The organism is Rhizomonospora bruguierae, assembly GCF_018397995.1.
GTDB classification, from domain to species: Bacteria; Actinomycetota; Actinomycetes; order Mycobacteriales; family Micromonosporaceae; genus Rhizomonospora; species Rhizomonospora bruguierae.
This window is the reverse complement of record NZ_BBQH01000010.1, coordinates 404,560-430,632: the sequence shown is the minus strand read 5'-3', so window position 1 is coordinate 430,632 and position 26,073 is coordinate 404,560. Positions and strand designations below refer to the sequence as shown.

Below are 26,073 nucleotides of genomic sequence, written 5' to 3'. Positions count from 1 at the left end.
AGGTGAGGTCGCTCCAGGATCTCGCACAGCAGAACGAAATCGGGCCGGATGGTGATGACTCGGCCGCCGCCGAGTACGCACCACCCGCGCTCGTCCTTGTATTGAGGACGGTGCCTCAGCGAGCCACCGCCCACTCACCCAGCCACCAGCCCCGGGCGGAGCGACACGGCATCAGGATGTGGCCGTTGATCTTTGACTGGCTGCCGCGACAAGCATCCGCCGCGCTGAACCGGCCTGACCGCGACGCAACCGATCCGCCCTGGCACGATGGCCCCCCGTTTACCCCCCCGAAAAACCCCGTCCCAGCGTTGACCATCAGTGATAGACGTCCATCAGCAGCTCCTGGCGTTTGCGGAGCTCAATGACAAGTTCTGAGGATCAGTGACAAGTTCCGGGCCGTCGCTGTCGGTAAGAGGTTACCGTCGGTGCCTTCCACGCCACCTGGTCCCTGGCCTGGCCAGGGACCCCAGGCGTTGCCCCCTGGAACGCGAGCATCCGCATCAGTCCGGGGTGGGGAGACGCGCGTGCCTGGCTTCATGCGGGAGGTGGGGTCCAGACGCAGCCGCCTGTTGCTGCGGGTGGCCGTGGTGGCCGCCATCGGTGGCTTCCTGTTCGGCTACGACACCGGCGTCATCGGCGGCGCGCTGCTGTACATCAGGCACGACCTGCATGCGGCCTCGGATCTCGACCAGCAGGCAATCGTGTCCTCGTTGCTCGTCGGCGCCGTGGTCGGGGCGTTGGTGGCCGGGCGGCTGGCCAACCGGTGGGGTCGCCGTGGCGCCATCATCGGTGCCCGGTTCGTGCTGGGCCTTTCGCCCTCAGGGACATGCCCAGCAACTGGCGGTAGATGCTGGGCCTGGCCGGCGTCCCCGGCATCGTGCTCGCGGTGGGGATGATGTTCGTCCCGGACAGCCCGCGCTGGCCGGTCGGGCACGGCCGTCGCGACGACGCCCGGCGGGTGCTGCGGCGGCTGCGCGGTACCGACGAGGTGAAGGAGGAACTGGACGGCATCGAGCATGCCACGGCCGCGCGGGCCGGGCGGCACGCGCTGCTGTCGGCGCGGGTGCGCCCGATGCTGGTCGTCGGGGCGGGCCTGGCCGCCTTCCAGCAGTTGATCGGGATCAACACGGTGATCTACTACGCGCCGACGATCCTGTCGTTCACCGGCCTGGTCCACGGCGCTGCAGCAGGCCGCGCCCGGGCTGGCGCTGGGCGCGCTGCTGCTGTACATCGCGTCGTTTGCCATCGGTATCGGCCCGGTGTTCTGGCTGGCCGGACCGGAGGTAATCGCAAAGATCATCTTCGATTGACAGTGGAAGGGCGTCCTGACAGCATCCGGTTTTGGGAGCGTTCCCAGAGATACCCCTCTATGCCATCGGAGAGGCCGTCCACGTGAAATCATCCACCCGAAGGCGGGCCGGCGCGATCGTGGCCGCGACGCTGCTTGCCAGCCTCATGTCCGCCACCCCGCCGGCGCACGCGGCGCCGGTAGAGCACATCACCAACGGCACCTTTGACAGCGGCACCGCGCCCTGGTGGTCGAGCGCGAACACCGCGCTGACCGTCAACGCGGGTCGGGCCTGCGCCGACGTCCCGGCGGGAAGCGAGAACCCCTGGGATGTCATGATCGGCCACAATGACATCCCGCTGGTCAACGGCGCCAGGTACACGCTGACCTTCACCGCCTCGGCCAGCACCGCCAGCACGGTGCGGACCACCGTACAGCTCAACGAGGAGCCGTACACCGCACCGCTGTCGCGCGAGGTCGCGCTGACGCCCGCGGCGCAGACCTTCACCTACACTTTCACGTCCGACCTCGACTCGACCAACAGCGGCGTCACCTTCCAGATCGGTGCGCCCGTCCCCTTCACCTTCTGCCTCGACGACGTGTCACTGTCCAGTGAGTACGACGGTCCGCCGGCCGGCGGACCGGAGCAGGTGAAGAACGGCCGCTTCGACCAGGGCACCGCCGGGTGGTTCACGTACGGCACCACCTCGTCGGGCGTCCGCGACGGCGAATTCTGCGCTGACGTGCCGGGCGGGCTGGCCCAACCGTGGGACGCGGGCCTGGGGCAGAGCGACATCACGCTGCTGGCGGGCAGCGAGTACGCCTTCTCCTTCGACGCCTCGGCCGACCCGGGCGCCACGATCCGGGTGACGGTGCAGCTCGGTGCGGAACCGTTCACGTCCTACCTCGGCCACGAGATCCCGATACCGGCGGCGGGCGCCCACTACGAGTACAGCTTTACCGCGACCGAGGACACCCACATCGCCCAGGTCGCCTTCCAGGTCGGCGGGAACGCGGCGGCCTACACCATGTGCGTGGACAACGTGTCGCTGCGCGGCGGCGAGGAGGTACCGCCGTATGCGCCCGACACCGGGCCACGGGTGCGGGTCAACCAGACCGGGTACCTGCCGAACGGCCCGAAGCACGCCACGCTCGTCACCGAAAGCACCGTGGCCATGCCCTGGCAGTTGCGCGACGCCGCCGGCGCCGTGGTGGCCTTGGGGCAGACCACCCCGCGCGGCGTGGACCAGGCGTCCGGCCAGAACGTGCACACCATCGACTTCTCCGGGTACGGGGCGGCCGCCACCGGATACACGCTGGTGGCAGACGGCGAAGCCAGCTACCCGTTCGACATCTCCGGCTCGATCTACCGCCAGCTCAGGTCGGACACGTTGCAGTTCTTCTACATCCAGCGCAGCGGCATCGCCATCGACGGTGCCCTGGTCGGCGAGCAGTACGCCCGCCCGGCGGGCCACCTCGGGGTGGCGCCCAACCAGGGCGACACCGACGTGCCCTGCCAGCCCGGGGTGTGCGACTACCGGCTCGACGTGCGCGGCGGCTGGTACGACGCGGGTGACCAGGGCAAGTACGTGGTCAACGGCGGCATGGCCAGTGCCCAGCTGATGGGCGCCTTCGAGCGCACCAAGACCGCCCCGACCGGCGGGTTCGGCGCGGCGCTCGGCGATTCGACCCTGCGGGTGCCCGAGCGCGGCAACGGCGTGCCGGACGTCCTGGACGAGGCGCGCTGGGAACTGGAGTTCATGCTGCGCATGCAGGTGCCCGACGGCAAGCCGAAGGCGGGCATGGTCTTCCACAAGGTGCACGACCGGGTCTGGACCGGCCTGCCCATGCAGCCGCAGGACGACCCGCAGCCGCGCGAACTGCACCCGCCGTCCACCTCGGCGACCCTGAACCTGGCCGCCGCCGCGGCCCAGGCGGCGCGGCTGTTCGCCCCCTACGACAAGGCTTTCGCCGACCGGGCGCTGGCCGCGGCGAAGAAGGCGTACGCGGCGGCGAAGGCGAATCCGGCCATCTACGCCGACCCCAGCGACGGCAACGGCGGCGGGGCCTACAACGACAACGACGTCACGGACGAGTTCTACTGGGCCGCGGCGGAGCTCTACCTCACCACCGGCGAGGCCGGCTATCTCGCCGACGTGACCGCCTCGCCGCACAACACCGCGAACCCGTTCAGCGTCACCGGTTTCCACTCGGCCGCCATGGCCGCGGTGGCCCGCCTGGACCTGGCCACCGTCCCGAGCGGACTCCCGGCCGGCGAGCTGACCCGCATCCGCAGGTCGGTGTTGGACGCCGCCGACAGCTACCTCGACATGGCCGGCGCCCAGGCGTACGGGATGCCGATGCTGGGCCATGCGGGCGCCTACTTCTGGGGCGGCAACGGCAACCTGCTCAACAGCATCACGGTGCTGGCCACCGCCTTCGACATCTCCGGGCAGTCCCGCTACCGGGACGGCGCGGTGGAGGCGATCGACTACCTCCTGGGCCGCAACGCGCTCAACCAGTCCTATGTGACCGGGTGGGGCGAGAAAGCCTCGAAGAACCAGCACAGCCGCATCTACGGCAACCAACTCGACCCGGCCCTGCCGAACCCGCCCGCGGGGTCGCTGGCCGGCGGCGCCAACTCCTTCCTCGACGATGCCTTCGCCCAGCAGTTGCTCGCCGGCTGCAAGCCGATGTTCTGCTACGTCGACGACATCAACTCGTACTCCACCAACGAGGTCGCGATCAACTGGAACTCGGCGCTGGCCTGGATGGCGTCGTTCCTGGACGACCAGGGCGCCGACCAGCCCGTCGCGGCGCCGACGTGCAGTGCCCGTTACGTCAACTACGGCACGTGGCCGGAGGGGGGCGGCTTCACCACCCAGGTGGAGGTGACCAACACCGGTACCACCACCATCGACGGCTGGACGATGCGCTTCGCCTTCACCGGTGACCAGCGGGTCCGCGAGTCGTGGTCGGGCCGCTCCAGCCAGTCCGGGGCGACGGTGACGGTGCTCAACGAGTCCTGGAATTCCCGCATCCAACCGGGTGCCACCGTGTTCGTCGGGTTCAACGCCACCATGGGTGGCCGCTACACCAACCCGAACCCACGGCTGCTCACCATCAACGGCACCGCCTGCACCGTGCAGTAGGCGCGTATCCGCCCCGCCGGCCGCGCAGGCCGGCGGGGCTTCGCGTGCGACGAGAGGGCTTCCGCAAGTCAACGATTTGGGGCTCCGTGGACCGGCTCGCTCCTGCCGCCCACGGCCGGGCTGGCGGTGGATGTTCGCGGGCAGCTCCGTGGACCATGACGAGGGTCGTGGATCCGGTGCTGCTGTTCCTACTCCGCCGGCCGAAAGCGCGCGAGGATGTCGGCGGCCGGCCCCCGGCTGGCGAGCGCCGCCAGGTGGTCGGGGTCCAGGTAGTCCTCGATGGCGCGTCGCGCCGGTTCGGGAACGTGCCGCAGGAGCAGGGGAAGTCCGGTGCCGACCGTGAGGCCGGCGGCCGCCAGCGTCCAGCCGACGGGACCGAGGGGGGTGCAGCCGAAGAACTGGCTGAGCCCGGGAACCTGGATCACGGCGGCGAGGGCGGCGGCCGAGCCGAGGCTGGCGGCGGCCACCGCCGGGTCCCGGCCCCCGACGATCAGGGTCTGGCCGAGTTGGCTGCCGACGAGCGCGGCGAGGGCGACGGTGCGGGCGCGCACGTCGCGTCCGGTGAACCGGGCGGGGACCCAGGCGACGGCGGCGCCGGCGGCGGTGGCGGCCGCGCGGACCGCGATGTCGCGGGTGAGCGCCGGCCCGAGGGAGGTGTCGGGACCCTCCGCGAGCAGCGTGTCCACACTGGTCTGGTCGGGGTGGCGCAGCGCGATCGCCAGGGCGGGCGCGAGGTCGGTGAGCAGGTTGACCAGCAGCAGCTGCCGGGCGTTGAGCGGGCTGGTACCGGTGACGGCGGCCGCGAGGACGGTGAAGCCGATCTCGCCCAGGTTCCCGCCGACGAGGACGGCCAGGGCCTCGCGCACGGCCCGCCACACGGCCCGGCCCTGCACCAGGGCGAGGATGATGGTTTCGAGCCGGTCGTCGGTGATGACGATGTCGGCGGCCGTGCGGGCGGCCGGCGTGCTGCGCCGGCCGATCGCGATGCCCACATCGGCCAGCCGGATGGCGGCGGCGTCGTTCGCGCCGTCGCCGGTCATCGCGACGACCCGCCCGTTGGCCTGGAACGCCCGCACGACGCGGACCTTGTGCGCGGGAGTGGCCCGGGCGACCACGGCGGTGTGCGGCACGAGTGCGGTGAGCGACTCGTCATCAAGCGCGTCGATGTCGGCGCCGGTGACGACCCGGCGGCCGTCGAGGATGCCCAGGTCCCGCGCGATGGCCTCGGCGGTGCTCGGATGGTCGCCGGTGATCATGACGATCTGGGCGCCGGCGGAGCGTAGCCGCGCCAGGGACGCGGCGGCGGCCGCCCGGACCGGGTCCGCGAGGGCGAGGAAGCCCAGGAAGCACAGCTCGGCCACCGCGTCGTCGGTCAGGTCGCCGTCGCCGCGGCGGTCGCTCTCGGCGACCGCGAGGACCCGGTAGCCCTCGCTGGTTAGCCGGTGCAGGTGCGCCCGCACGCGGTCCTGGACGTGCCCGGCGAGGGGCTGGTCGCCGCCGTGCTCGTCCCGGTAGCTCGTGCACCGGGGCAGGACGCGCTCCGGTGCGCCCTTCACGGACAGCAGCGGGCCCGCGTCCGTGCCGCCGAGGGCGGCGTGGTAGCCGCGGCTGGCCTCGAACGGCACGAGCGAGGTCACCCGCCACCCCGGTGCCTTGTGATCGGCCCCGACGCGAGCCTGCTCGGCGCCGGCGCGCACGGCCCGGTCGGTCAACTGCGCGGGGGGTTGGTCGGGTGCCGGCAGGGCGGTGGCGCGCAGCCCCGCGGCCAGGATGTGCCGGTGCCGGTCGGTGAGGTCGGCCAGCGAACGGGTGGTGCCGGCGTCGCTGACCGCGGCGAGGCGGATGTGGCCCTGGGTCAGGGTGCCGGTCTTGTCGAAGCACAGGACGTTCACGCGCCCGAGCGCTTCGATGGTGCGGGCGGAACGGACCAGGGCGCCGCGGCGCGACAGCCGCCGGGCGGCGGCCGTCTGGGCGGCGCTGGCCAGGAACGGCAACCCCTCGGGGACGCTGGCCACCGCGAGTCCGACCCCGGTGCCGATGGTCTGCCGCAGGGGCTGGCCACGCAGCAGCCCGGAGGCCATGACGGCGGCGCCCGATCCGAGCGCGACGGGCAGCGTCACGCGGGTGATCCGGGCCAGCCGCTGCTCCACACCGGACGGTGGTGCGGCCTGCTGCGCCGTGGCGATGCTGCGGCCGGTCTCGGTGCCGGAGCCGGTCGCCACGACCACGGCGGCTCCGTGGCCCGCGGCGACCGTGGTCCCCTCGTAGACCATGGATGCGCGCTCCGACACGTCCGAGGCCACGACCGGGGCGGCCGCCTTGGTCACCGGCAGCGACTCGCCGGTCAGCGAGGACTCGTCCATCTCCAGGCCGCGCGCCTCGATCAGGCGGCAGTCGGCCGGCACGACGTCGCCGGGGCCCAGGGTCACGACGTCCCCGGGGACGAGTTCGTCGGCGGGTACCCGCGCGGCGGCGCCGTCCCGGCGGACGGTGGCGGTGACCGTGGAGCGGGCGAACAGGTCGGCCATGGCCCGGTCCGCGATCGTGGTCTGCACCGCGCTGATCCCGGCGCCGAGGGCGCTCGCTCCGAGGATGATGCCGGCGTCGACGGCGGAGCCGGTGGCCGCCGAGAGGGCGGCGCCGCCGGTGAGGATCGGCGTGAGCGGATTGGTCAGCTCCGCGGCGAACGCCCGGAGCAGGCTCGGCGGCGGCTGGGTCACCCGCGCGTCCGGGCGGTGGCGGTCGTGCGCCTGCGCCGTGGACAGCCCGTCACCGTCGCTGTCGACCATGGACAGTGCGTTCTCGACCGGCAGGCTGTGCCAGGGGGTGAGCGGCAGCGGTGGCGTTGCCGGGCGGTGGGCGAGCGCGGACGCCGCCCACGCCCCGTGGGCCAGCGACAGCGCGGCGGCGGTGTTGACCGCGCGCATGGCCCGCCGGGCGGCGCCGTCGGGTTGGTCGGTCACCGTGCTGACCGCGCCGATGGCCGAGCCGGCCGCGGCCAGCCGCACACCGCGATGGCAGACCGTGCGGGCGGCGTCCACCGCGTCGATGAGCAGCGCCGCGGCGTCCAGGTCGGCGCCGACGAGCAGGTGCGCCCCCCACGGCGTCCGGCCCTGCGGCGTGTCGACGCCGATGCCGCAGTCGGCGTTGCCGAGCGGCGCCGCCCGGTCGGAGACCAGCAGCACCACCCGCCCGTCGGCCTGTAACGCGCGCACGGTGTCCAGCAGCCGGTCCCCTCCCGGAAGGTCGCGCCCGCCGGTGTGGGCGGCGAGGGCCGGGCGGTCACCGGCGAACACCAGGTCGGCCTTCGCGCGGCGGGCCGCGGCGATCAGCGCGTCGCCGTTGACGGCGGGTTGGGGTGACAGGATCACGAGTGCCCGCAGGCGCTTGTCCTCGGCCAGGCCCAGCACGACGGCCCCGTCCCGCCGCAGCCGCTGCCGTTGCGAGGCGGCGGTGGGGCCGCGCAGGCGCAGCCGATCGACCGGCCCCAGCAGCCACCCGTCCCGCTCGACCGGCCCATCCACCGCGGACTGTCCGAACAGGTCATATACGCGCAGCCCCGCCTGGTCGGCTTCGGTCCCGGGCAGCGGCCGCACCTCGGCGACCATCCACTGCCCGCTGGTCAGGACGCGGGCGTCGAGGACGACAGTGTCGACCCGGTCCAGGCGGCGCAGCACCTGCCGGTCCATCACCTGGACGTGCCGGCGGGCGAGCATCCGGCCGAGGTGGGCGGCGAACGCCTCCCGGCCCGCGCCGGCGGCCTTCGGAAGCGTCGCCACGGCGATCGCCGCCGCGCGGCGGCCCCCACCGGCGGCCAGGGCCACCCCGGCGCCGGCGGCGACCCGGGCCGAGCGAAGGGCGTACCGTTCCACCTCCCCGTCCGGCAACGGCCGGGGCCGCTGGACCACCACCGGCGCGGCGGCCGTCCGCTCCGCGTCCCCGTGGAGCCGGCGCCGGTGGGCATGCCAGCCGTCCCGGCGGGCGCGGACCTCGGCGAGTTGACCCAGCCGCTGCAGCACGTCCAGGCCGAGCCCCAACGCCCCGCCGACGAAGCCCTGAGCCATGGCGTTGCCGAGCGCGAGCACGGTCTCGGCGCGCGGCCGGCCGAGCGCCCGGTCCAGGGCCGTGCGGACCCGCGGCTGCGTGTCGGCGGCGGCCATGAGCGCGGCGGCCTCGACCGACCCGGGCACCCGGCCGGTCACCCGTCCAACGGTCACCATGGCCAGCCCGGCGGCGTCCGCGGCCAGGGCGGTCACCGCCCGCCGGACCGGTGCCTCGTCGTCCGGTGGCTCCGGCGCCTCCGCCTCCTCCGCCGCGGGCGGGTCCGCCGGTTGCGGGAGCCGCGCCCGCACCGACTCGATCGCGGCGAGCACGTCCGCGCATCCCGCCGCGGGCTGCCCGAGCCCGACCACGAGGCGTCGCGTCGGAGCGTTCACCACCGCCCAGCAGACGCCGGGCAGCGCCTGTACCGCCGCACACAGCTCGTGCCGGAACTCGGCGGCGTCCGGGCGGTCGACGCCCGCCACGTCGATGGACAGCCGGTCGTCGGTGGGTGGCGTGCCGGTCGGGCGTTCCTTGCGGCCGGTGGAGTCGGACGCGACGTGTGCCAGTCCGAGTACGGCCCGCGCCGGACCGCGCACGAGTGCCGCCAAGCCCAAGGGGTCCTCCCGGGACCGGTAACACCCGTCAGTGGGCCTGGCTGGCCCCGTGCAGCACCCGGTCGCGGCGGGTGGTGGCCAGGGCGTGACCGGCGCCGAGCACGACCGCGATCGGCCACTCGACCGCCCCGACCAGGGCGAGCACCCCGATCCCGCCCAGGAACGCCAGATCGTCGGCGGGCGGCAGCTTCACCGTGCCGAGCAGCGGCAGGGTGAACTCGGTGGAGCGGGAGGTGCTGGACGCCGCGGCCCGGGCGTGCTCGCTGGCCGGCGGCGCCGGCTGGAGCGTCGCACCGGACGGCTGCCCGCCGGGCCCCGCCGGGCCCGGGTTGTCGCCGTGTCCCTCGCCGCCCGGGCGGTCACCGTGCCCTGCCTCAACGGTTGACGTAGCCATGACTGGCCTCCTCGCTCCGATCGCCGGGGCCGTCCGGCGTGCGCCGCGGCACCTTCCCGGGTTGCGGCCGTTCCGGCCCTCCACTCGGGTACCCCGGCCCGACCGGGGTAGTCGGTGCTACCGGGTGGGCCCGTGGTTCGGCTCGTCCCGATCGCGCCCGAACGCGCAGGTGAGCGCGTACAGGCCGAGCGAGACGACCACCCAGGCCGCGGTCGCGACCGGAAACGCGATCCATAGCGGCCAACGGGGTGCCGCCGCGGTGAGAACCAGCGCGAACACCAGCAGCCCGACCGCGCCGAAGGTGGCCCCCCGCGCCTCGTCGCGTGCCTGCCTCGGGCCGTTCTCCTCCGCGACCAGTGTCAGGCTGGCCAGCAGGATCGCCGGGAAGGCGAGGAAGGCGCCGCCGACCAGGGGACCGGCCAGCGCGCCCACCAGGCCGGCGACACCCGAGATGCCGGCGCCGAAGGCGAAGCGGATCAGCCAGTCCCGACGCCTGGTCCGGGCGATCTCGGCGGGCCTGGCCCCGATGCCGTTCACGACAGGACCAGCAGGTAGCCGAGCGCCGCCGTGACGACCCAGGCGCCCAGCGCGGCCGCCGATCCGCGCCAGACGCCCCACCGCCGCAGCAGGGCGACCGCCACCACGCAGTAGATCGTGAGCGCGACCGCCCCGACGGCCATGCCCCGCACCGATCGCGCGACCTCCGCCGCACCGCTGAACATCACCGTGACCAGCAGGGTGCCCAGTGCCACCGACGGCGCGGCCGAGAACACCCCGGCGAACCGTTTCGGCACGACGATCTGGGCGATCGCGACGAACGCCAGGACGAACAGCCCGCCCGCCAGCGCCTTCAACGCCACCTCGGCGGCCCGTGCACCCATGTGGGGCGTCTCCCCCGTTAGGCAACGGGTAGTCGCGGCTGGTACCCGTACCAAAGCGTAGGTTATCTCCTACGTTTGATGCGTAGGATATCTCCTACCTATTCTGGCCGGTATGACGATCTCGACCCCGAAGAACGGCACGCTGTTCGTCACGGCCCAGGACCCCGTGCTCGCCGACGCCGGCAGGCTCGGCTTCACCGTGCGGCCCGACGGCTTCGCCCTCCCGTTCGCCTGATGTCCGCCATCATCGAAACCGAGCGGCTCGTCAAGTCGTACCGGGGGCGGCCGGCCCTGCGCGGCATCGACCTGGCGCTCGAAAGCGGCATCGTGCACGCGCTGCTCGGCCCGAACGGCGCGGGGAAGACCACGCTCGTGTCCATCCTCTCCACCGTCGTCCGGCCGGATGGCGGGACCGCCCGGGTCGCCGGCCACGACGTGCGCCGGGAGGCAGCGGCGGTGCGGGGAGTGATCGGGCTGGCCGGCCAGCACGCGGCGGTCGAACCGAAGCTCACGGGCCGCGAGAACCTCCGGGTCTTCGGCCGGCTGAGCGGGCTCGGCGCGCGGGCGGCCCGGCACGCGGCGGAGTCCGCGCTGGGGCGGCTCGGCCTCGAAGCGGTCGCCGACCGCGTCGCCGGCGGCTACAGCGGCGGCCAGCGCCGGCGCCTGGACCTCGCCGTCAGCCTCGTCGCCCGACCCGCGCTCGTCCTGCTGGACGAGCCGACCACCGGGCTCGACCCGCTCAGCCGCCGGCAGCTCTGGGACGCGGTCGCCGAACTCACCCGCGAAGGGACCGACGTGCTGCTGACCACCCAGTACCTCGAAGAGGCGGACGCCCTCGCGGGCAACGTCGTCGTTCTGAACGAGGGCGGGATCGTCGCCCACGGCTCGCCCGCGCGGCTCAAGTCCCGGGTCGCCGGCGAGACCGTCACCATCGCCGTCGACCGCCCCGAGCACGCGGCCGTCGCCGCGCAGTCCGTGCCCGGCGACTGCCGGATCGACGCGGAGCGGATGAGCGTGACCTGGTCGTCCAGGTCCGGCGCGCGCGAGGCGCTCGGCGTGTTCGCCGATCTGGGCGCGCGGGGGATCGAGGTGCGTGAGCTGACCATCCATCGGCCGACCCTCGACGACGTCTTCCTCGACCTCGTCGGCGCCGAGAAGCCCGAGGGTGGCGGGGAGCCGGAGGGCGCTGAGCAGCCCGAGGGTGCCGGGAAGCCGGCGGGTGCCGGGAAGCCGGAGGGCGGCCGGTGACGGTCTCGGCTCCCCGCCGCACGGCCTGGCCGGTCGCCCTGCTCGCGGTCACGCGGCGGCACGCCCTCGCCACCATCCGCACACCCGCCGTGGTCATCATGTCGGTGGTGCAGAGCGTGGTCTTCCTGCTGATCTTCCGTTACGTGTTCGGCGGCGCCATCGGAACCGGCGGGCTCGACTACGTCCAGTTCCTCGCGCCCGGCCTGCTCGTCGTCAGCATGCTGTTCTCCGTCATCGGCGTCGGCGGCGCGGTCGCCGAGGACATGGGCACCGGCGTCACCGACCGGCTCAAGTCCCTGCCCATCGCCCCCTCGGCGGCACTGGTCGGACGCGTGCTCGCCCAGCTGGGGCTCTCCGCGGTCACGCTGCTCGCGACCGCCGCGATCGCCGTCGCCGTCGGATTCCGCCCGGGGGTCGGCTTCGCGGGCCTGCTCGGCGTGCTGGGCTGGTGCCTGCTGGTGGCTCTCACCTTCGGCTGGGTCTTCATCCTCGCCGGCGTCGCGACCCGCGACGTGCAGAGCGCGCAGGGGATCGGGTTCGTCGTCCTGCCGCTCACCTTCGTGTCGGGCGCGTTCGTCCCGGCCGGGTCGATGCCGGACTGGCTGCGCGGCTTCGCCGACAACCAGCCGGTGACGGTGCTCGTGGCGGCGGCGCGGTGGCTCGCCCACGGCGACCCGAGACTCGCCAACGCGTCCCACGGCGGCGGCTACTATGTGCTCGTCGGACTGACCTGGATGGCCGCGATCCTGCTCGCCGCCGCGGTCGCCGCGGTCAGCCTGTACCGGCGCCGTTAGGAAGCTCCATGCCCCATCGATCGCAGACCCTTCCCGTCGACCGGGTGTTCGCCGCGCTCGCGAACCCCACCCGGCGGGACGTGCTCGACCTCCTCATCGATGGCCCCCGTTCCGCCTCCGACCTCGCCGCGCACTTCGACATGGCTCGGCCCTCGGTCTCGGAGCACCTGCGCGAGTTGCGCGAATGCGGACTCGTCACGGAGGCGCGGCACGGCCGGTTCCGGCTCTACTCCATCAACGCCGAGCCGTTGCTCGAAGTGCGCGACTGGCTCGGCCCCTACGAGCGGTTCTGGCGGAACCGTCTCACCGACCTCGGCAGGCTCCTCGACGCGCTGCCGCCCGACGAAGCCGACCGGGCATGACCACCGAGGGCCCTACGACGATCCGCGTCGACCAGTACTACCCGCACCCTCCCACGCGGGTGTGGCGAGCCCTCACGACTCCCGTGCTGATGGCCGAGTGGCTCATGCCCAACGACTTCGCGGCCGTCGACGGCCACCGGTTCACGCTCCGCACGGCACCCGGCTCATCCTCGAGCACACGGGCTTCGACCCCGACGACCCACGCCAGCAGACGGCCCGGCGCATCATGGGCGGCGGCTGGCGCAGCCACGTCCTCCGGCGCCTCGGAGGCCTCCTCGACGACTCCGACAGAGCGCAGGAGGCCGCTTCGTCCTGATCGTGCGGTTGGTCACTGCTGAGCTGGGCGAGGTTCGGTGCGGGGCATCCTATACATCAGACTTTTGCGGTGCCCGGAACCGATGCTGCCCGGTGAGCGACTACCTCCTCGACCCCCGCAACACATTTTCGTCCTTCGATGTGACTGGCGGGTGAGGAGTTCGTCGATGACCACCACCTCGCCGGTGGCGCCCGCGCCCCGGTCTCGTCTCCGCCCGCCGGAACGTGCCGGCCCGGGAGGGGCTTTGAATCGGTTCGGGAACTTTTATGGGCCATCGTCCGACTAACCCGGCGTAGTCAACCCGCACTCATCCCGCTCGCCGGGCCGCCGCCGCTCGAGGGTGGCCCGTGCGCAGCCACACCGACGAAGGACTCTCGTATGCGTACTGCATTGTTCACGCGCGGCGCCGCGGTGCTCGCCGCGGTGGCCGCCGGCGTCCTGGTGCTCGCCGCGCCCGCGTCGGCCCACGTGACCGTGAACCCGAAGGAAGCCGCCCAGGGCGGGTACACCAAAATCGCGTTCCGGGTACCGAACGAGAAGGACGACGCCAGCACGGTCAAGCTGGAGGTCACCTTCCCCGCCGACACCCCGATCGCGTCGGTGTCCCTCAAGCCGGTCGCCGGGTGGACCGCCCAGGCGGACCGCGCCAAGCTCGCCCAGCCGGTCAAGACGCACAACGGGGAGCTGACCGAGGCGGTCTCGAAGGTGACCTGGACCGCCGCCGCGGACGCGGTGATCAAGCCGGGCACGTTCCAGGAGTTCGAGGTCTCCCTCGGCCCGCTGCCCCAGGTCGACCAGATCGTGTTCAAGGCGCTGCAGACCTACTCCGACGGCGATGTCGTGCGCTGGATCGACACCCCGACCGACGGCGCCGAGCCCGAGCATCCGGCGCCGGTACTCAAGCTGACCAAGGCCGCCGCCGGCGGCGCCGCCGCGACCCCCACCACGGCCGCTCTGCTGGCCGAGACCAAGGCGGACGGCGACGGGGGGAGCGGCGCCGGGACCGGCTTCGGCATCGCCGGATCCGCCCTCGGCCTGGTCGCCCTCGTCATCGCGCTGCTGGCGTACCGCCGCTCCGGCGCGTCGACCGGCGCCCGCTCCTGAACCCGTGCGCTCCGGGTCGGCCGCATCGGTGGCCGACCCGGAGCGCCTGCCAGCGACTCTCCGATGTGGACTGCCCTGTGCCGCCCATGGGCAAGGGTCATGCGAGCGCGAGGGCCGGGGGGCACGGTGCCCCCCGGCCCATTCACGCGTACACCTAGGCGAGGCCGCGCTCGATGGCCGCGATGATCTGCGGGCGCAGCTCCTCGGGCCGGATGATGGCGTCCACCGAGCCGACCTCGACCGCGCGCTGGATGCTGTGCACCCCGTCGAACTCGGCCGCCACCTCGCCTAGCTTCTCCGCCCGGACCGTGGCCCGGACCTCCATGAGCTGCGCGACCAGTGCCGCCCGCTCCCCACCGGTCGCCGCGGCGATACCCGCCTCCAGCTCGGCCACCCGAGGATCCTTCGCCGTGCGGGCGTTGACCTCTCCCGCGAACACCACGGCCGCCGCCGGCGCCCCGCCGATGACGGACGCGAACGAGCCCGCCACGGCGAGCACGGTCATGTTCGGGTTGAGCGCCTTGGAGAACACCACGAACGCCCCGCCGTGATACCGCGAGATCACGCAGAAGACGATCGGCCCCTCGAAGTTCACGATCGCCCGGCCGATCTCCGCGCCGTACTCCAGCTGCAACTTCTGCATCGACTCCGGTGAGCCGTCGAACCCGGACAGGTTCGCCAGGACGACCAGCGGCCGGTTCCCGCTGGCCGCGTTGATCGCCCGCGCGGCCTTCTTGGAGGAGCGCGGGAACAGGGTGCCCGCGGTGTAGGTGTCCGGGCCGTCGGTGGGCGGGAACCCGCGCCGCGGCACCGGCCGGGACTCGATACCGAGCAGGCACACCGGGATGCCGCCGAGGTGCACGTCCTGCACCACCGCGGTCTCGGCGTCGGCCATGCCCGCCCAGCGCTCCAGGATCACGTGGTCCTGGTCGGACAGGGCCCGCATCAGCGTGCGGATGTCGAACGGCTTCTTCCGGTCGGGGTTGCGGTCCCGAGAGAAGATCTCGCCGACGGTCGTGAAATCGCTGTCCGGCACCGCGTGGGGGAAGCCGCAGATGTCCCGGTCGACCGGGTCGGACGTGGCCGCCCGCCGCGGCCGGCTCTCGCCGGGCGCGATGTAGGTGTGGTCGTAGTGCGCCATCAGCACGTTGCGGGCGGCCCGCAGGTCCGGCGCCCAGTACTGGGCCTGGCCGTTGGGGCCCATCACCCGGTCGTAGCCGCCGATGCCGAAGTTGTCCTCGGCCGACACCCCGCCGGAGAAGTCCAGCGACTGCTTGCCGGTCAGCACCATCGCCGAGTCCGGGGTCATCACCAGGATGCCCTTGGTGTGCATGAGCATCGTGGCCTCGGCGTTCCAGTACGGCTGCGCGCCCACCGTGATCCCGGCGACCACGATGTTGATCTCGCCGCCCCGCTGGGTGAACTCCACGATCCGCTTGAGCGCGGCGGCCACCCAGTCCATGTTCTCGGTGCCCGAGGCCATCGAGATCCGCGCGCCCGCCGACAGCGCGAACCAGTCGACCGGTACCCGCATCCGCTCGGCCAGGTCGAGCGCGGCGATCACCCGTGCGCACTCCGGCTCGGCCAGCGCGCCCAGCGCCCTGGTCGGGTCGCCGAGCAGCACCACCCGCGTGATGCCCTCGGGGTACCGCTCGGTCGGCGTGCGCACCACACCGGCCACGAGGCCCGCCGTGTTCTGCCCCTTCGGCCGCTCGACCGGGGCCAGCGCGCCGGTGTCGTCCAGGTCGTACTCGGTGAAGGCGCCGCGCTGGCCGGCCAGCATCCCGGTCAGCTCGTACGGGTACGTCGTGCCGCGCCGCCGCGCCGAGAGCACCTTCTGGCGGTAGCCGTCCAGGGGCTGGATCGGCTCGGTCGTCGGCTCGGTGACCGACACCTGCATGCCCGCGTCGTAGGAGATCTGGACCGCGATGTCGGTCAGCTCCCCGGTGGCCGCGTCGCGCTGGCGGCCGAGGAACAGGACCTCCTCCAGGCCCGCGCCGGCCGTGGTCGGCAGCACGCGCTGGGCGACGGCGTCCAGCTCGTCGATCGTCAGGTCGTTCGGCGGCCAGACGTAGATGGTGATCCGGTTGGTGTCGAACCTCTTCTTCGCCGGCCGCTGCGCCTGGACCTTGCGGATCGCGTCGAGACACGCGTCGAGCGCGCCCTCGACCGCGGGCAGCGCGAGGATCCGACCGTCGGCGTCGCGCAGCGGGGTCAGGTCGCGGACCTGGGCCATCGCCACCAGCCGCTCGTCGGCCCGGTTGTTCGGGGCGGCGCAGTGGAAGAGGTAGACGTCCTCGTCCGCGGACGGCAGCCGGGTCAGGTCGAAGCTCCACAGCCGCGGCAGTTGCAGCCGCTCGGCGATCAGCGGGTGCAGCCCGCGGATGACCCGGTCCTCGCCGAGGCCCGGACGGAACGTGAAGTGATGATGCATCGCCGTGCCGTTGCGCCCGGCCACCGACATCGTCACCCGCTGGAGCGCCTCCGGCAGCCCGGCGTGCTCGAGAACATCGAGCAGGGTGGCGGCCATCGCCTCCACGTCCGGCTGGTCGGCCCAGGTCAGGTACACGTCGGCGACCGACGGCCCCGGGTCGCGGCGCGCCGGGCCGGAGCCGCCGGAGTCCGCGGTGGACAGCTCGGCGACCTTGTGCAGGACCGCGGGCAGCTCGGCGAAGTCCGCCGCCGCGGCGACCAGCCGGAAGCGCTCGCCGTCACGGTCGTACCGCGCGGTGAAGAACGAGTGGCCCGCCACCTCGACGCAGCGCGCGTCGCTCGCGCCGCTGTTGCCGTAGTAGCGGCGGCTGAGCACCTCGAGCATCGGGCCGTGGTCGGCGCCCGGCCTGCCGATGCGCTGCCCGAGCAGCCGGACCAGCGGCTCGGGCGAGGCGACCATCTTCGCGATCCGCTCGGCGCGGTCGGCCGCGGCGGGGTCCGCGTCGAGGTGGCGGAGGTGACCGCGGACCTCCGCGTACACCTCGGCCCGCTTGCGGCGCAGCATCGGCTGGGCGGCCCACCGGAACACGATGCTGCGGGCCAGGTCGCCGACCACCGGGAACCGGAGCTGGGTGGCGAAGATCAGGTGCTCCAGCGCGTGGGCGACCAGCTCACGCAGCCCGTCGCCGGGGATCGACTCGGTCAGCCACTGCTGCAGGAACGTGACGATCACCGAGACGTCGGCCGAGGCCCGGCGCTGCGCCAGGAAGATCCGGAACACGGCCTCTTCCAGCGCGGGCGTGCGCTCGAAGTCCTCGACGCCGTAGTGGGCGAGCACCCGGGCCAGCCGCTGGCAGAAGGTCTCCGGCAGCGCGGCCCGCTCGACGTCCAGGCACTGTAGGTAGGCGTGGAAGTACTCGCGCGGGCTGTGCACCCGGGTGTCGACCCGGGTCTCCTCGCCGATCGGCCGGTTGCGGCTGAGCTCGGACAGGTCGGCGAACACCTGCAGCAGCTCGACCTCTTCGGCGAGCGGGCGGTGACCGAGTTCGGCCCGGGCGGCCAGGTAGGCGGACAGCGCCCGGCGCTCGTCGCGGGGGTCGAGGTCGTAGCCGAGCAGCAGGCTGCGCAGGTCGGCGATGCCGCGCGCGACCCGGGCCTCAGCGGACAGGCCGTCCGGCTCGGGCGGCAGCTCCAGGTCGACGGCCTCGGTCTGGGCGATCTCGCCCGCGGCCTGGTCGCCGAGCGGCTCCAGGCGCAGCAGCGGCGCGCCGGTCTCCACCTGGCTGCCGACGGAGACCAGGCACTCCCGCAGCTTCGCCCGGAACGGCGCGCGCAGCACGGTCTCCATCTTCATGCTTTCCAGGACGAGCACGGGCGCGCCCGCCTCGACCTCGGCACCCACCTCGAGGGGGGTCGCGACGACCAGCGCGGGCGCGGGGGAGCGCAGCACGCCGCCCTCGTCGCGGCTGACCCGGTGCGTCACTCCGTCCACCTCGACCAGGTGGGTGGGCCCGTGCGTGTCGGTGACGAGCCGGTACCGCTGGCCGTTGACCAGGATCCGGCCGGTGTGCTCGTCGAACCGCTCCAGTTCGACGTCCACGGTGGGCACCTCGCCGATGCCGACGCGGAACCGGCGCGGCCCGGTCTGCGCGACCGACACCCGGTAGCTCGCGCCCCGCAGCTTGAGGTCGATCGGCCGGCCGCTGGAGTGCTGGACCTGCGGGCGGCCGCCGTGCGCGGTGGACAGCAGCCGCTGCCGCTCGACGAGCGCCTCGTCCTCGTACGCCTCGATCGCGGCCGCGGCCAGCGCGATTCCGCAGTGCCTGGTGGAGACCAGCCGGCCCTGCGCGCGGACCCGGTCGATCCAGCCGGTGTCCGCGCTGGCGTCGATCACCTCGGGCTGGTCGAGCAGGTCGAGCAGGAAACTCTTGTTGGTGGCGCCGCCCTCGATGATCACGGTGGTCTCGGCGACCGCGCGACGCAGCCGGCCGAGCGCCTCGTCGCGGGTGCGGCCGTACGCGATGATCTTGGCGATCATCGAGTCGAAGTCGGCCGGAATCACGTCGCCCTCGCTGACCCCGGTGTCCACCCGGACGCCGGGGCCGCCGGGCAGCGCCAGCCGGACGATCCGGCCGGGCGAGGGCGCGAAGTCGCGGTCGGGGTCCTCGGCGTTGAGCCGGGCCTCGACGGCATGCCCGGCCTCGGCCGGCCCCTGCCAGCTGGTCCGCTCCGCGGACTGCGCGAACAGCTCGCCGAGCCGGCCGCCGGCGGCCACGTGGATCTGGGCCTTGACCAGGTCGAAGTCGGTGGTGGCCTCGGTGATCGGGTGCTCGACCTGGAGCCGGGTGTTGACCTCGAGGAAGGCGAACAGCTGCTCGCCCGGGTGGTAGAGGAACTCGACGGTACCCGCGCCGCAATAGTCCACCGCCAGCGCGAGCCGCTCCGCCGCCGCCTTCAGCTCGCCGGCCTGCTCGGGGGCGAGCACCGGGGAGGCCGACTCCTCGATGACCTTCTGGTTGCGTCGCTGCACCGAACAGTCCCGCACCCCGAGCGCCCAGGCGGTGCCCTGGCCGTCCGCGATCACCTGCACCTCGACGTGCCGGGCGCCGGTGACCAGCCGTTCCAGGAACACGACGCCGCTGCCGAACGCGCGCTCCGCCTCCAGGCTCGTGCGCGCGTAGGCGTCGGCGAGCTCCTCCTCGCTGCGGACGACCCGGATGCCCCGCCCGCCACCGCCCGCGGTCGCCTTGAGCATCAGCGGGTAGCCGATCCCGGCCGCCGCGTGCTTGGCCGCGGCCAGGCTCTCCACCGCGCCGCGGCTCCACGGCGCCACCGGGACGCCGACCTCCTCGGCGATCAGCTTCGCGCCGATCTTGTCGCCGAGCGCGCGCATCGCGGTGGCGCTCGGGCCGATGAAGGTGACCCCGATCTTCTCGCAGAGCTCGGCGAAGGCCGGGTCCTCGGCGACGAAGCCCCAGCCCACCCATGCCGCGTCCGCGCGCGTCTCGACCAGCGCGCGCTCGAGGAGGGCGTGGTCCAGGTACGGGCGCGCCGAGGCCGGCCCGAGGCAGTAGCTGTCGTCGGCCGCACGGACGAAGGTCGCGGTGCTCTCGGCGTCCGTGTAGAGCGCGACGGTCTCGATCGGCGGGGCTTCGGCCTCGGCGTTGAGCTCGCGGACGGCGTGGATCAGCCGCATCGCGGCCTCTCCTCTATTGACGATGGCGATGCGGCTGAGCACCGTGTAAGCCCCCATAGGTGCGTTCACAACAGAAGGGGGACCGCCGCCCTCGGGGCAGGGGTCCCCGCCAACAACCTTCACCACAGCCGCCTTGGATGGAAACCCCCGGACCCGCTACCTCAGGGGAGCGGATGTTGTAGAGATCCGACAACTCCCTATGTTGGAACACCTGCGTTGGTCGATGTCGCGGCGGGTCGGTCGCGGGCCGCCGGCCCACCCACCCGGTTAGCCGATCTTGGATTTGTGGTGCCCGAGGTGTGGCTGAATGCGCGCTTTGGCGACCACCGCAACCGCAAGATCGACGGCAGGAAGGGTGGCATGTTTGCCCCTTTTTCCGCGATTGTGCCCGGGGGGCGTGGGTACCTGCCGCGTGGCGTACTCAATGAGCTACACGGGGGTAACCACCATGACAGCTGTTCAGCCGCAGCACAGCATGCTGCCAGGTCTCGTCGACACCGGGTTCATCACGCTCCGGCCCTACGGGCAGGCGCTGGATCCGGCGCAGTGGGAGGGCCTGACCTACCTGGACTGGAAGTCCGGCGGCGACACCAACTTCGCGGTCCTGGCCTCCGCCAACGGCGAGGACGACCCCCGGGGATTCTGGGAACACGGCCTGCCGGACAAGGACGGGGTCTGGACGGTCAACGCCCAGACCGCCCCGGTCCTGCGGGACTGGGTCACCGCGGTCGGCGCCCGTTACGGCCGGGTCCGCATCATCAAGCTGCAACCGTCCACCGACTCGGCGTCGGTCATCGAGCGGTACCTGCACCAGGACGACAACAACCGGCTCAACCCCGAGGGTGAGGGCCGGGTGGTGCGCGCCTGGCTCAACCTGACCGACAACCCGGACAGCTACATGATCCTGCGCGAGGACCGCGACGACCCGGCCACCGAACACCGCATCCCGCTGCCCATGGGCGCCCAGTTCGTGGTGGACACCGAACGACTCTGGCACGCCGTGTACCACGTGGGGGACGCGCCGCGCTACGCCATGATCGCCAGCTTCGAATGCGGCCCGGCCCTCCAGGACTGGATCGACGCCAACGCAGTGACCGAAGCGGCACCGCCGGCCACGCAACTCGCCTGAACCGCGGCAGTGGCCGCGCCCACCCGCCACCGAGGTGGACCGCGGCCACCGCCTGCGCGTGGGTGCACCCGTGCGCCCGCAGTGCCCGCGCTGCCCGCGCCGTTCGCACTGCCCGTGCCGCTCGCACTGCCCGCGTCGCGCGAACCGTTCGTGCCGCGCGAATTGCTCGCACTCCCGCCCGTGTCGGGCGACGCGCCGGTGGTGTGCGGTCTGCTGGTTGAGGTCAACCGGATGCTCCGGCGGATCTGGGGCTGACCGGGCCTCGGTCGTCGCTGAGGTCGGCCTCCTCCGCGGGGGCGGCCGCCGACGGTTCGGTGGGTTTGCCGGCGACGAGGAGGGCGGCGGAGGCTGCGGCCAGGATCGCGCACACCCAGAAGAGGTTGGTGAACCCGACGAGCGCGGCCACGGTGCCGGCCACGGCGCCGCCGAGGAACATGCCGGCCTTGAAGGCGCTGGAGTACAGCGCCGAGGCGACGCCGACCCGCCCCGGCATCTCGTCCTGGAGGATGACCACGGGGATGCTCAGTATGATCGCCACCCACATGGCGTTCGGCACCTGTAGTGCCAGCAGTTGCCACCGGCTGTCGGCCATCGGCAGCAGGACGAAGAACGCGACGGCGCAGAGGACCGCGATCAGCACCAGGCGGGACCTGCCGATCCGGTCGGCCTTGGCGCCGAAGTACAACACGATCGGGATCTCCAGCGCGGAGGCCAGGCCGAGCAGCAGGCCGGTGAACCCGATGCCGAAGCCCAGATCCTTCGTCACGAACAGGGCGATGTCGATCTGGTACATCATGTTGACGGTCACCATCACGACGATGACCGCGATCAGGATCGCCGCGCGCCGGTTGATTCCGGCGAACGAGTGGCGCAGCGACTGGCGTTCGGTGTCGCGCTCGGCGTCGCCGTGCCGGGTGGTGGCCACGTTGGGTAGGCCGAACAGGCAGCTCAGCGCGGCCAGCCCGTACAGGGCGGCGGCGGCGCCGTAGAGGACGCCGAAGCCGTGTTCGGCGATGAGCAGGAAGCCGAGCGGCGGGCCCACGATCCAGGCCACGGAGGTGACCGCGCGCAGGGCGGAGTTGAAGAAGGCCACCCCGATACCGCGCGCCTCGGCGAACTCCCGGGTGTAGGCGAACAGTTGGGAGAAGGCCGCGCCGCCGATGCCGAAGAAGAACGCCCCGGCGAGGAACAGCAGGTAGTAGTCGCGCAGGAGCATGTAGCTGAGCGCGCCCGCGCCGCAGGAGGCGGAGCACACGGCCAGCAGCGCCCGCCGGTTGCCCATCCGATCGGACAGGGCGCCGACGACCAGGTCCAGGGCGATCTCCGCGAGGGCCCGGCCGGCGAAGAACAGCCCGATCATCAGGGGAGCGGCCTTGATCTCGTCGGCCAGGAACAGGCTGAAGGAGGTGACCACCATGGCGCCGCCGACGCCGATCGCTCCCGTCGCGGCGATCAGGTTGTTCAGGCCCCCGTCGCGTAGGAACCGCAGGCGGCCGGTGCCGGTGACCGAGACCTGCCCGGCGGTCATGCCGGCTCTCCCGTGGGCAGCGGGGCCTCGGCCGGCCCGCGCTCCCGGATGCCGCGCTGCCGGATGATCCGGTTGATCGTGAACGGCCGGACCTCGTCCAGTTCCAGCAGCCGGGTGACGGGCGTGTCGTACTTGCGGGCCATGTACCGGTAGTTCTCGGTCGCGTGCTCCTCGTTGGCGCCGGTCTTCTTCTCGTGCGGCAGGTGCGTCGCCGCCGCCCGCCGGTCGAGGAAGAACCGGGCGCCGGCGCGGTGCAGCCGGTAGCCGAGGTCGAGGTCCTCGCCGCCCCAGCTGCGAAACGCCTCGTCGAAGCCGCCGACCTCGCGGATCTGCCCGGTGCGGGCCGACACGTTGCAGGTCCAGAACACCGACCACGGCGCCGGCAGGTCGCCGAACTCGTCGGTGTACTCGGCGTAGAACTCCTCGCGCAGGTCGGCGAGCCGGCGGTCGCGGGCGAGCCGGGCGATGGTGCCGTCCGGGTCGTCCGGATCGATCTGGCGGCTGAGCCGCTCCACCCCGGCGTTGTCGTTGCTGAAGCCGTAGACGTAGCCGATCACCGCGGACGGCCCGCCGCGCCCCTCGTGGCTGGCCACGTGGGCGGCCACGCACCCGGAGTGCAGCAGCAGGCCGGAGTCGATGAAGACGCAGATGCCGGCGGCGGCGTTGCGGATGCCGATGTTGCGGGCGTGCGCCACCCGCCACCCCTCGTCAGGCTGGTAGAAGTAGCGCAGCCGCAGCCGGTCCTGGAACCCGCGCACCATCTCCCCGGTCGCGTCGCCGGACCCGTCGTCGACGACAATCACCTCGAATTCCGCCCGCGGCAGGGTCTGCCGGGTGAGCGAATCGAGGGTGTGGCCGAGCAATTCCCGGCGGTTGTAGGTCGGGATGATGACGCTGCACTTGAGATCGTTGTCGGACATTTTCCCCCCAGGAATGTGGCGGCCGTGGAGGCGGGCACAGTCGACATATACTCGCCGGGGATCGGGGGGCTCAAGTGAAGCCGGCGAGTATGTCAAATCGACGATCCTCGAGTGTGTCGAGGTGACATATCGGCGCTTCCCGGTGGGATGGGTGCGACCGGTGGCGAAAGAATCGGCGGGCGGCGCCCTCGCCCGCGCCGTGCGGATGGCGGACCAGCGGAGATCCACTGGAGGAGGAACCGTGGAAACGAACACGCTCGCGTGCAGCGTTGTGATCCCGACATACAACCGGGCCGATCTGCTCCGGCACACCCTCGCGTCGCTCGCCGGCCAGAGCCTGCCCCGGGCCGACTTCGAGGTGATCGTGGTCGACGACGGTTCCGGCGACGGGACCGCGGACCTGGTGGCCGGGTTCCGCGACCGGCTGGACCTGCACTACTTCTTCCAACCGGACGAGGGGTGGCGGGCCGCCGAGGCGCGCAACGTGGGGGTCCGCCACGCGCGCGGCCAGGTGTGCGTCTTCATCGACTCGGGTGTGCAACTGCACCCGGACTGCCTGGCGGCGCACGTCGCTGCCCACCGGTCGGCCGACGGTCCGATCGCGATCTGCGGGTACGTGTACGGGTTCAACATGAACAACGAGGACGCGGACCTCATCGCGGCGGAGATCGATCTGGACGATCCGGCGGCGACCATCGCGCGCTGGGAGCGCACCGGGACCTTCCTGGACCACCGGGAGCGGTTCTACGCCAAGTACACCGACGAGTTCGGTGGCATCCCGGCGCCCTGGGTGGTGTTCTGGACCCCCAACGCCTCGGCCGGCACGGAGCAGATCCGGGCGGTCGGCGGGTTCGACAACACCTACCGCAGTTGGGGCGGCGAGGACCTGGACCTCGGCTACCGGCTGCACCGCGCCGGCGCCCGGTTCGTCCTGGTGCGCCCGGCGGCCGCGATCCACCTTCCGCACCCCAAGGACAAGGCGGCGAACGAGGCGTCGGCGGCGCTCAACTACCAGTACTTCGCGGGGAAGTACGACACGCCGATCACGCAGATCCCGCCGCTCTTCCCGAAGATCGACCCGTACGACATGAACGACGTCATCGTGGAGCGGGGGCTGCCCGGCTGCGCCGAGTACCTCGCGCGGGAGGGGCGCCAGCCGACGGGTGGTGGCTCGCTGCCCGGCGGCTCGCGGTGACGCGGTCCGCCCGGTAGGCCGCCCGCCGGTCCGTCTCGGTGGACTCGGCGGGCGGGCCTTGCCGGTGGCGCGGGAACGGCATCGTCAGCGGACGAGCCGCTCCACCGCGCTCGCCGCCTCGGCCGCGCCGGACCTGGCCCCCAGCAGGGCGCCCACGGCTCGGGCGTTCGCCCGGTAGCGCGGGTCCTCCAGCACGGCCCGGGCGGCGGCGCGGATCCGCTCCGCGGGCGCGTCCGCGTCGACCATGCGGCCCACCTCGCGCTCCTCGCAGAAGGCGGCGATCCGCGGCTGGTCGAGGGCGGCCACGCCCTCCTGGTCGGCGGCCCGGCCGGCCAGGCATACCAGGGGTACGCCGTGCGCCAGCGCCCGCATCGCCGTGCCGTGGCCCCCGTGGGTCAGCACCAGCGCCGCCCGCTCCACCAGCGGATTGTGCTTGGCGAACCGGACGACGTGCGCGTTGGCGGGGATGGCCAGCGCGGCCGGGTCGATCGCGTCGCCCACCGTGGCGACCGGGTGGACCGGCAGGTCGGCGAGCGCGTCCAGGCTGCGCTGCACCTTGCCGAGGGACGCCTGCGCCAGGGCGGTGCTGAAGCTGATCAGGGCGACCGGGTGGGGGTCGCCGGCCGGCCAGGGCAGCTCGACGGGGACCGCGCGCCCGTCGTCGGTCAGGATCGGCGCGCCGTGGCGGATGTTCGGCCAGCGGACCTTCGGTGCGCAGTCGAGCTGCCGCAGCGAGTTGACGTGCAGCAGGTCGGGCTCGCCCCACATCGCCTCCAGCGGCGGCAGCGGGTCGAAGCCGCTGCGGGCGCGGGCGTCGCTCTCGTCCGCCATCAGGACCCGCCAGCCGTCGATCGTGCGGTGCAGGAACGTGTGCAGCATGACCGCGGTGGGCAGCCCGAACCGGGGCGCCGCGGCGAGCGCCCCGCCGAACATGGCGTCGATGATCATGACGTCCGGGCCCTCCGCCTTGGCCAGGGCGAGCAGTTCGTCGCCGACCGCCGGCGAGGTGAGGTACGCGAACAGCCGCCCGCGCGGGTGCCAGTCGTACCGGTCGGCGTGCGCGTACGACCGGGTGAGTTCGATCGCCGGGAGGCCGTCGCGGCGCATCCGCCGCACCAGCTCCGGGCGCCCGGCGAACGACACCTCGTGGCCGCGCCGGACGAGTTCTCGCGCCACCCCGAGGCTGGGCGGGACGTTGCCGCCGCCGTCGAAGCTGGCCCACAGGAACCTGGCCATCGGCTGCTCCTTGAATCCGGTTCGTGCTACGACTCGACGTTGGTCTATGGCCGAACCTGCCAGAGCGGAGCGCCCGGCGCCGGTGACCCCCGGTAGATGTGTCAGGTCCCGTCACCCGCATCCCGGCCCGCCCGCCCGGCTTCCGTCGATCTTGGACTCCGTGGGGGAGTAAAACGGCCTCAATCACCTCGGTTCGGGCGCCACAAGTCCAAGATCGACGGGCGGAGGGTCGGTGGTGG

The 26,073-nt window shown here is 72.9% G+C and carries 18 protein-coding genes; 10 read left to right on the top strand and 8 right to left on the bottom strand.

The genetic code is table 11. From position 1 onward, the window contains the following. Positions 1-536 precede the first annotated feature (536 nt). The 3 genes from KJS59_RS01925 to KJS59_RS01915 are packed head-to-tail and all read left to right on the top strand — an operon-like array spanning position 537 to position 4,440. Positions 537-896 (top strand): MFS transporter, encoded by a 360-nt coding sequence (locus KJS59_RS01925; RefSeq protein WP_213450447.1) that lies wholly within the window; start codon positions 537-539, stop codon positions 894-896. Then, entirely contained in the window at positions 848-1,396 is a 549-nt protein-coding gene (locus tag KJS59_RS01920) for an MFS transporter (RefSeq protein WP_213450446.1), read from the top strand. The genes KJS59_RS01925 and KJS59_RS01920 overlap by 49 nt, the downstream gene beginning before the upstream one ends. Then, entirely contained in the window at positions 1,393-4,440 is a 3,048-nt protein-coding gene (locus tag KJS59_RS01915; RefSeq protein ID WP_249713782.1) for a glycoside hydrolase family 9 protein, read from the top strand. The genes KJS59_RS01920 and KJS59_RS01915 overlap by 4 nt, the downstream gene beginning before the upstream one ends. Positions 4,441-4,628: 188 nt before the next feature. On the opposite strand, the gene KJS59_RS01910 is transcribed toward KJS59_RS01915, so the two are convergent. From KJS59_RS01910 to KJS59_RS01895, 4 genes are all read right to left on the bottom strand, one after another. Then, positions 4,629-9,092, bottom strand: a complete 4,464-nt coding sequence (locus tag KJS59_RS01910) for an HAD-IC family P-type ATPase (protein ID WP_213450445.1) — start codon at positions 9,090-9,092, stop codon at positions 4,629-4,631. A 34-nt stretch (positions 9,093-9,126) separates the two neighbouring features. Continuing rightward, positions 9,127-9,492 (bottom strand): hypothetical protein, encoded by a 366-nt coding sequence (locus tag KJS59_RS30830; RefSeq protein WP_249713781.1) that lies wholly within the window; start codon positions 9,490-9,492, stop codon positions 9,127-9,129. Positions 9,493-9,609: 117 nt separating this feature from the next. Then, complete coding sequence (locus KJS59_RS01900) at positions 9,610-10,029, bottom strand: DUF3147 family protein (protein ID WP_213450444.1); 420 nt, start codon at positions 10,027-10,029, stop codon at positions 9,610-9,612. Then, entirely contained in the window at positions 10,026-10,373 is a 348-nt protein-coding gene (locus KJS59_RS01895) for a DUF3147 family protein (protein ID WP_213450443.1), read from the bottom strand. Before KJS59_RS01895 ends, KJS59_RS01900 begins: the two co-directional genes overlap by 4 nt. Positions 10,374-10,485: 112 nt before the next feature. Here KJS59_RS01895 and KJS59_RS31685 point away from each other — a divergent pair, with 112 nt between their 5' ends. From KJS59_RS31685 to KJS59_RS01875, 5 genes are all read left to right on the top strand, one after another. Next, on the top strand, positions 10,486-10,608 hold the full coding sequence (locus KJS59_RS31685; RefSeq protein WP_283775735.1) for a hypothetical protein: 123 nt from the start codon (positions 10,486-10,488) through the stop codon (positions 10,606-10,608). Further along, positions 10,608-11,621, top strand: coding sequence for an ATP-binding cassette domain-containing protein (locus tag KJS59_RS01890; RefSeq protein WP_213450442.1), 1,014 nt, complete (start codon positions 10,608-10,610; stop codon positions 11,619-11,621). The genes KJS59_RS31685 and KJS59_RS01890 overlap by 1 nt, the downstream gene beginning before the upstream one ends. Beyond that, positions 11,618-12,415: an ABC transporter permease gene (locus KJS59_RS01885; RefSeq protein ID WP_213450441.1), complete on the top strand. Its 798-nt coding sequence runs from the start codon at positions 11,618-11,620 to the stop codon at positions 12,413-12,415. Before KJS59_RS01890 ends, KJS59_RS01885 begins: the two co-directional genes overlap by 4 nt. 8 nt (positions 12,416-12,423) lie before the next feature. Beyond that, on the top strand, positions 12,424-12,777 hold the full coding sequence (locus KJS59_RS01880) for an ArsR/SmtB family transcription factor (RefSeq protein ID WP_213450440.1): 354 nt from the start codon (positions 12,424-12,426) through the stop codon (positions 12,775-12,777). Positions 12,778-13,471: 694 nt separating this feature from the next. After that, complete coding sequence (locus KJS59_RS01875) at positions 13,472-14,197, top strand: YcnI family protein (protein ID WP_213450439.1); 726 nt, start codon at positions 13,472-13,474, stop codon at positions 14,195-14,197. 154 nt (positions 14,198-14,351) lie between these two features. On the opposite strand, the gene KJS59_RS01870 is transcribed toward KJS59_RS01875, so the two are convergent. After that, entirely contained in the window at positions 14,352-19,826 is a 5,475-nt protein-coding gene (locus KJS59_RS01870) for an ATP-binding protein (protein ID WP_376771107.1), read from the bottom strand. A gap of 448 nt (positions 19,827-20,274) precedes the next feature. Between KJS59_RS01870 and KJS59_RS01865 the strand changes: the two genes are divergently transcribed. Next, positions 20,275-20,955, top strand: a complete 681-nt coding sequence (locus KJS59_RS01865; protein WP_213450438.1) for a hypothetical protein — start codon at positions 20,275-20,277, stop codon at positions 20,953-20,955. Positions 20,956-21,178: 223 nt separating this feature from the next. On the opposite strand, the gene KJS59_RS01860 is transcribed toward KJS59_RS01865, so the two are convergent. Then, complete coding sequence (locus KJS59_RS01860) at positions 21,179-22,483, bottom strand: sugar efflux transporter (RefSeq protein WP_213450437.1); 1,305 nt, start codon at positions 22,481-22,483, stop codon at positions 21,179-21,181. Further along, positions 22,480-23,403: a glycosyltransferase gene (locus tag KJS59_RS01855; RefSeq protein ID WP_213450436.1), complete on the bottom strand. Its 924-nt coding sequence runs from the start codon at positions 23,401-23,403 to the stop codon at positions 22,480-22,482. The genes KJS59_RS01860 and KJS59_RS01855 overlap by 4 nt, the downstream gene beginning before the upstream one ends. A gap of 241 nt (positions 23,404-23,644) precedes the next feature. On the opposite strand from KJS59_RS01855, the gene KJS59_RS01850 reads away from it, so the two are divergent. Then, positions 23,645-24,598: a glycosyltransferase gene (locus KJS59_RS01850; protein ID WP_213450435.1), complete on the top strand. Its 954-nt coding sequence runs from the start codon at positions 23,645-23,647 to the stop codon at positions 24,596-24,598. A gap of 84 nt (positions 24,599-24,682) precedes the next feature. Here the strand turns inward: KJS59_RS01850 and KJS59_RS01845 are convergent, their stop codons facing one another. Further along, the gene (locus tag KJS59_RS01845; protein ID WP_213450434.1) at positions 24,683-25,834 is read right to left on the bottom strand and encodes a glycosyltransferase; all 1,152 of its coding nucleotides are present in this window, start codon (positions 25,832-25,834) and stop codon (positions 24,683-24,685) included. Positions 25,835-26,073 lie beyond the last annotated feature (239 nt).

Coding starts and splice junctions, on each gene's coding strand:
- KJS59_RS01925 (WP_213450447.1), top strand. CDS start 537: ATGCGGGAGGTGGGGTCCAGACGCAGCCGCCTGTTGCTGCGGGTGGCC.
- KJS59_RS01920 (WP_213450446.1), top strand. CDS start 848: ATGCTGGGCCTGGCCGGCGTCCCCGGCATCGTGCTCGCGGTGGGGATG.
- KJS59_RS30830 (WP_249713781.1), bottom strand. CDS start 9,492: ATGGCTACGTCAACCGTTGAGGCAGGGCACGGTGACCGCCCGGGCGGC.
- KJS59_RS01895 (WP_213450443.1), bottom strand. CDS start 10,373: ATGGGTGCACGGGCCGCCGAGGTGGCGTTGAAGGCGCTGGCGGGCGGG.
- KJS59_RS31685 (WP_283775735.1), top strand. CDS start 10,486: ATGACGATCTCGACCCCGAAGAACGGCACGCTGTTCGTCACGGCCCAG.
- KJS59_RS01890 (WP_213450442.1), top strand. CDS start 10,608: ATGTCCGCCATCATCGAAACCGAGCGGCTCGTCAAGTCGTACCGGGGG.
- KJS59_RS01880 (WP_213450440.1), top strand. CDS start 12,424: ATGCCCCATCGATCGCAGACCCTTCCCGTCGACCGGGTGTTCGCCGCG.
- KJS59_RS01875 (WP_213450439.1), top strand. CDS start 13,472: ATGCGTACTGCATTGTTCACGCGCGGCGCCGCGGTGCTCGCCGCGGTG.
- KJS59_RS01870 (WP_376771107.1), bottom strand. CDS start 19,826: ATGCGGCTGATCCACGCCGTCCGCGAGCTCAACGCCGAGGCCGAAGCC.
- KJS59_RS01865 (WP_213450438.1), top strand. CDS start 20,275: ATGACAGCTGTTCAGCCGCAGCACAGCATGCTGCCAGGTCTCGTCGAC.
- KJS59_RS01860 (WP_213450437.1), bottom strand. CDS start 22,483: ATGACCGCCGGGCAGGTCTCGGTCACCGGCACCGGCCGCCTGCGGTTC.
- KJS59_RS01855 (WP_213450436.1), bottom strand. CDS start 23,403: ATGTCCGACAACGATCTCAAGTGCAGCGTCATCATCCCGACCTACAAC.
- KJS59_RS01845 (WP_213450434.1), bottom strand. CDS start 25,834: ATGGCCAGGTTCCTGTGGGCCAGCTTCGACGGCGGCGGCAACGTCCCG.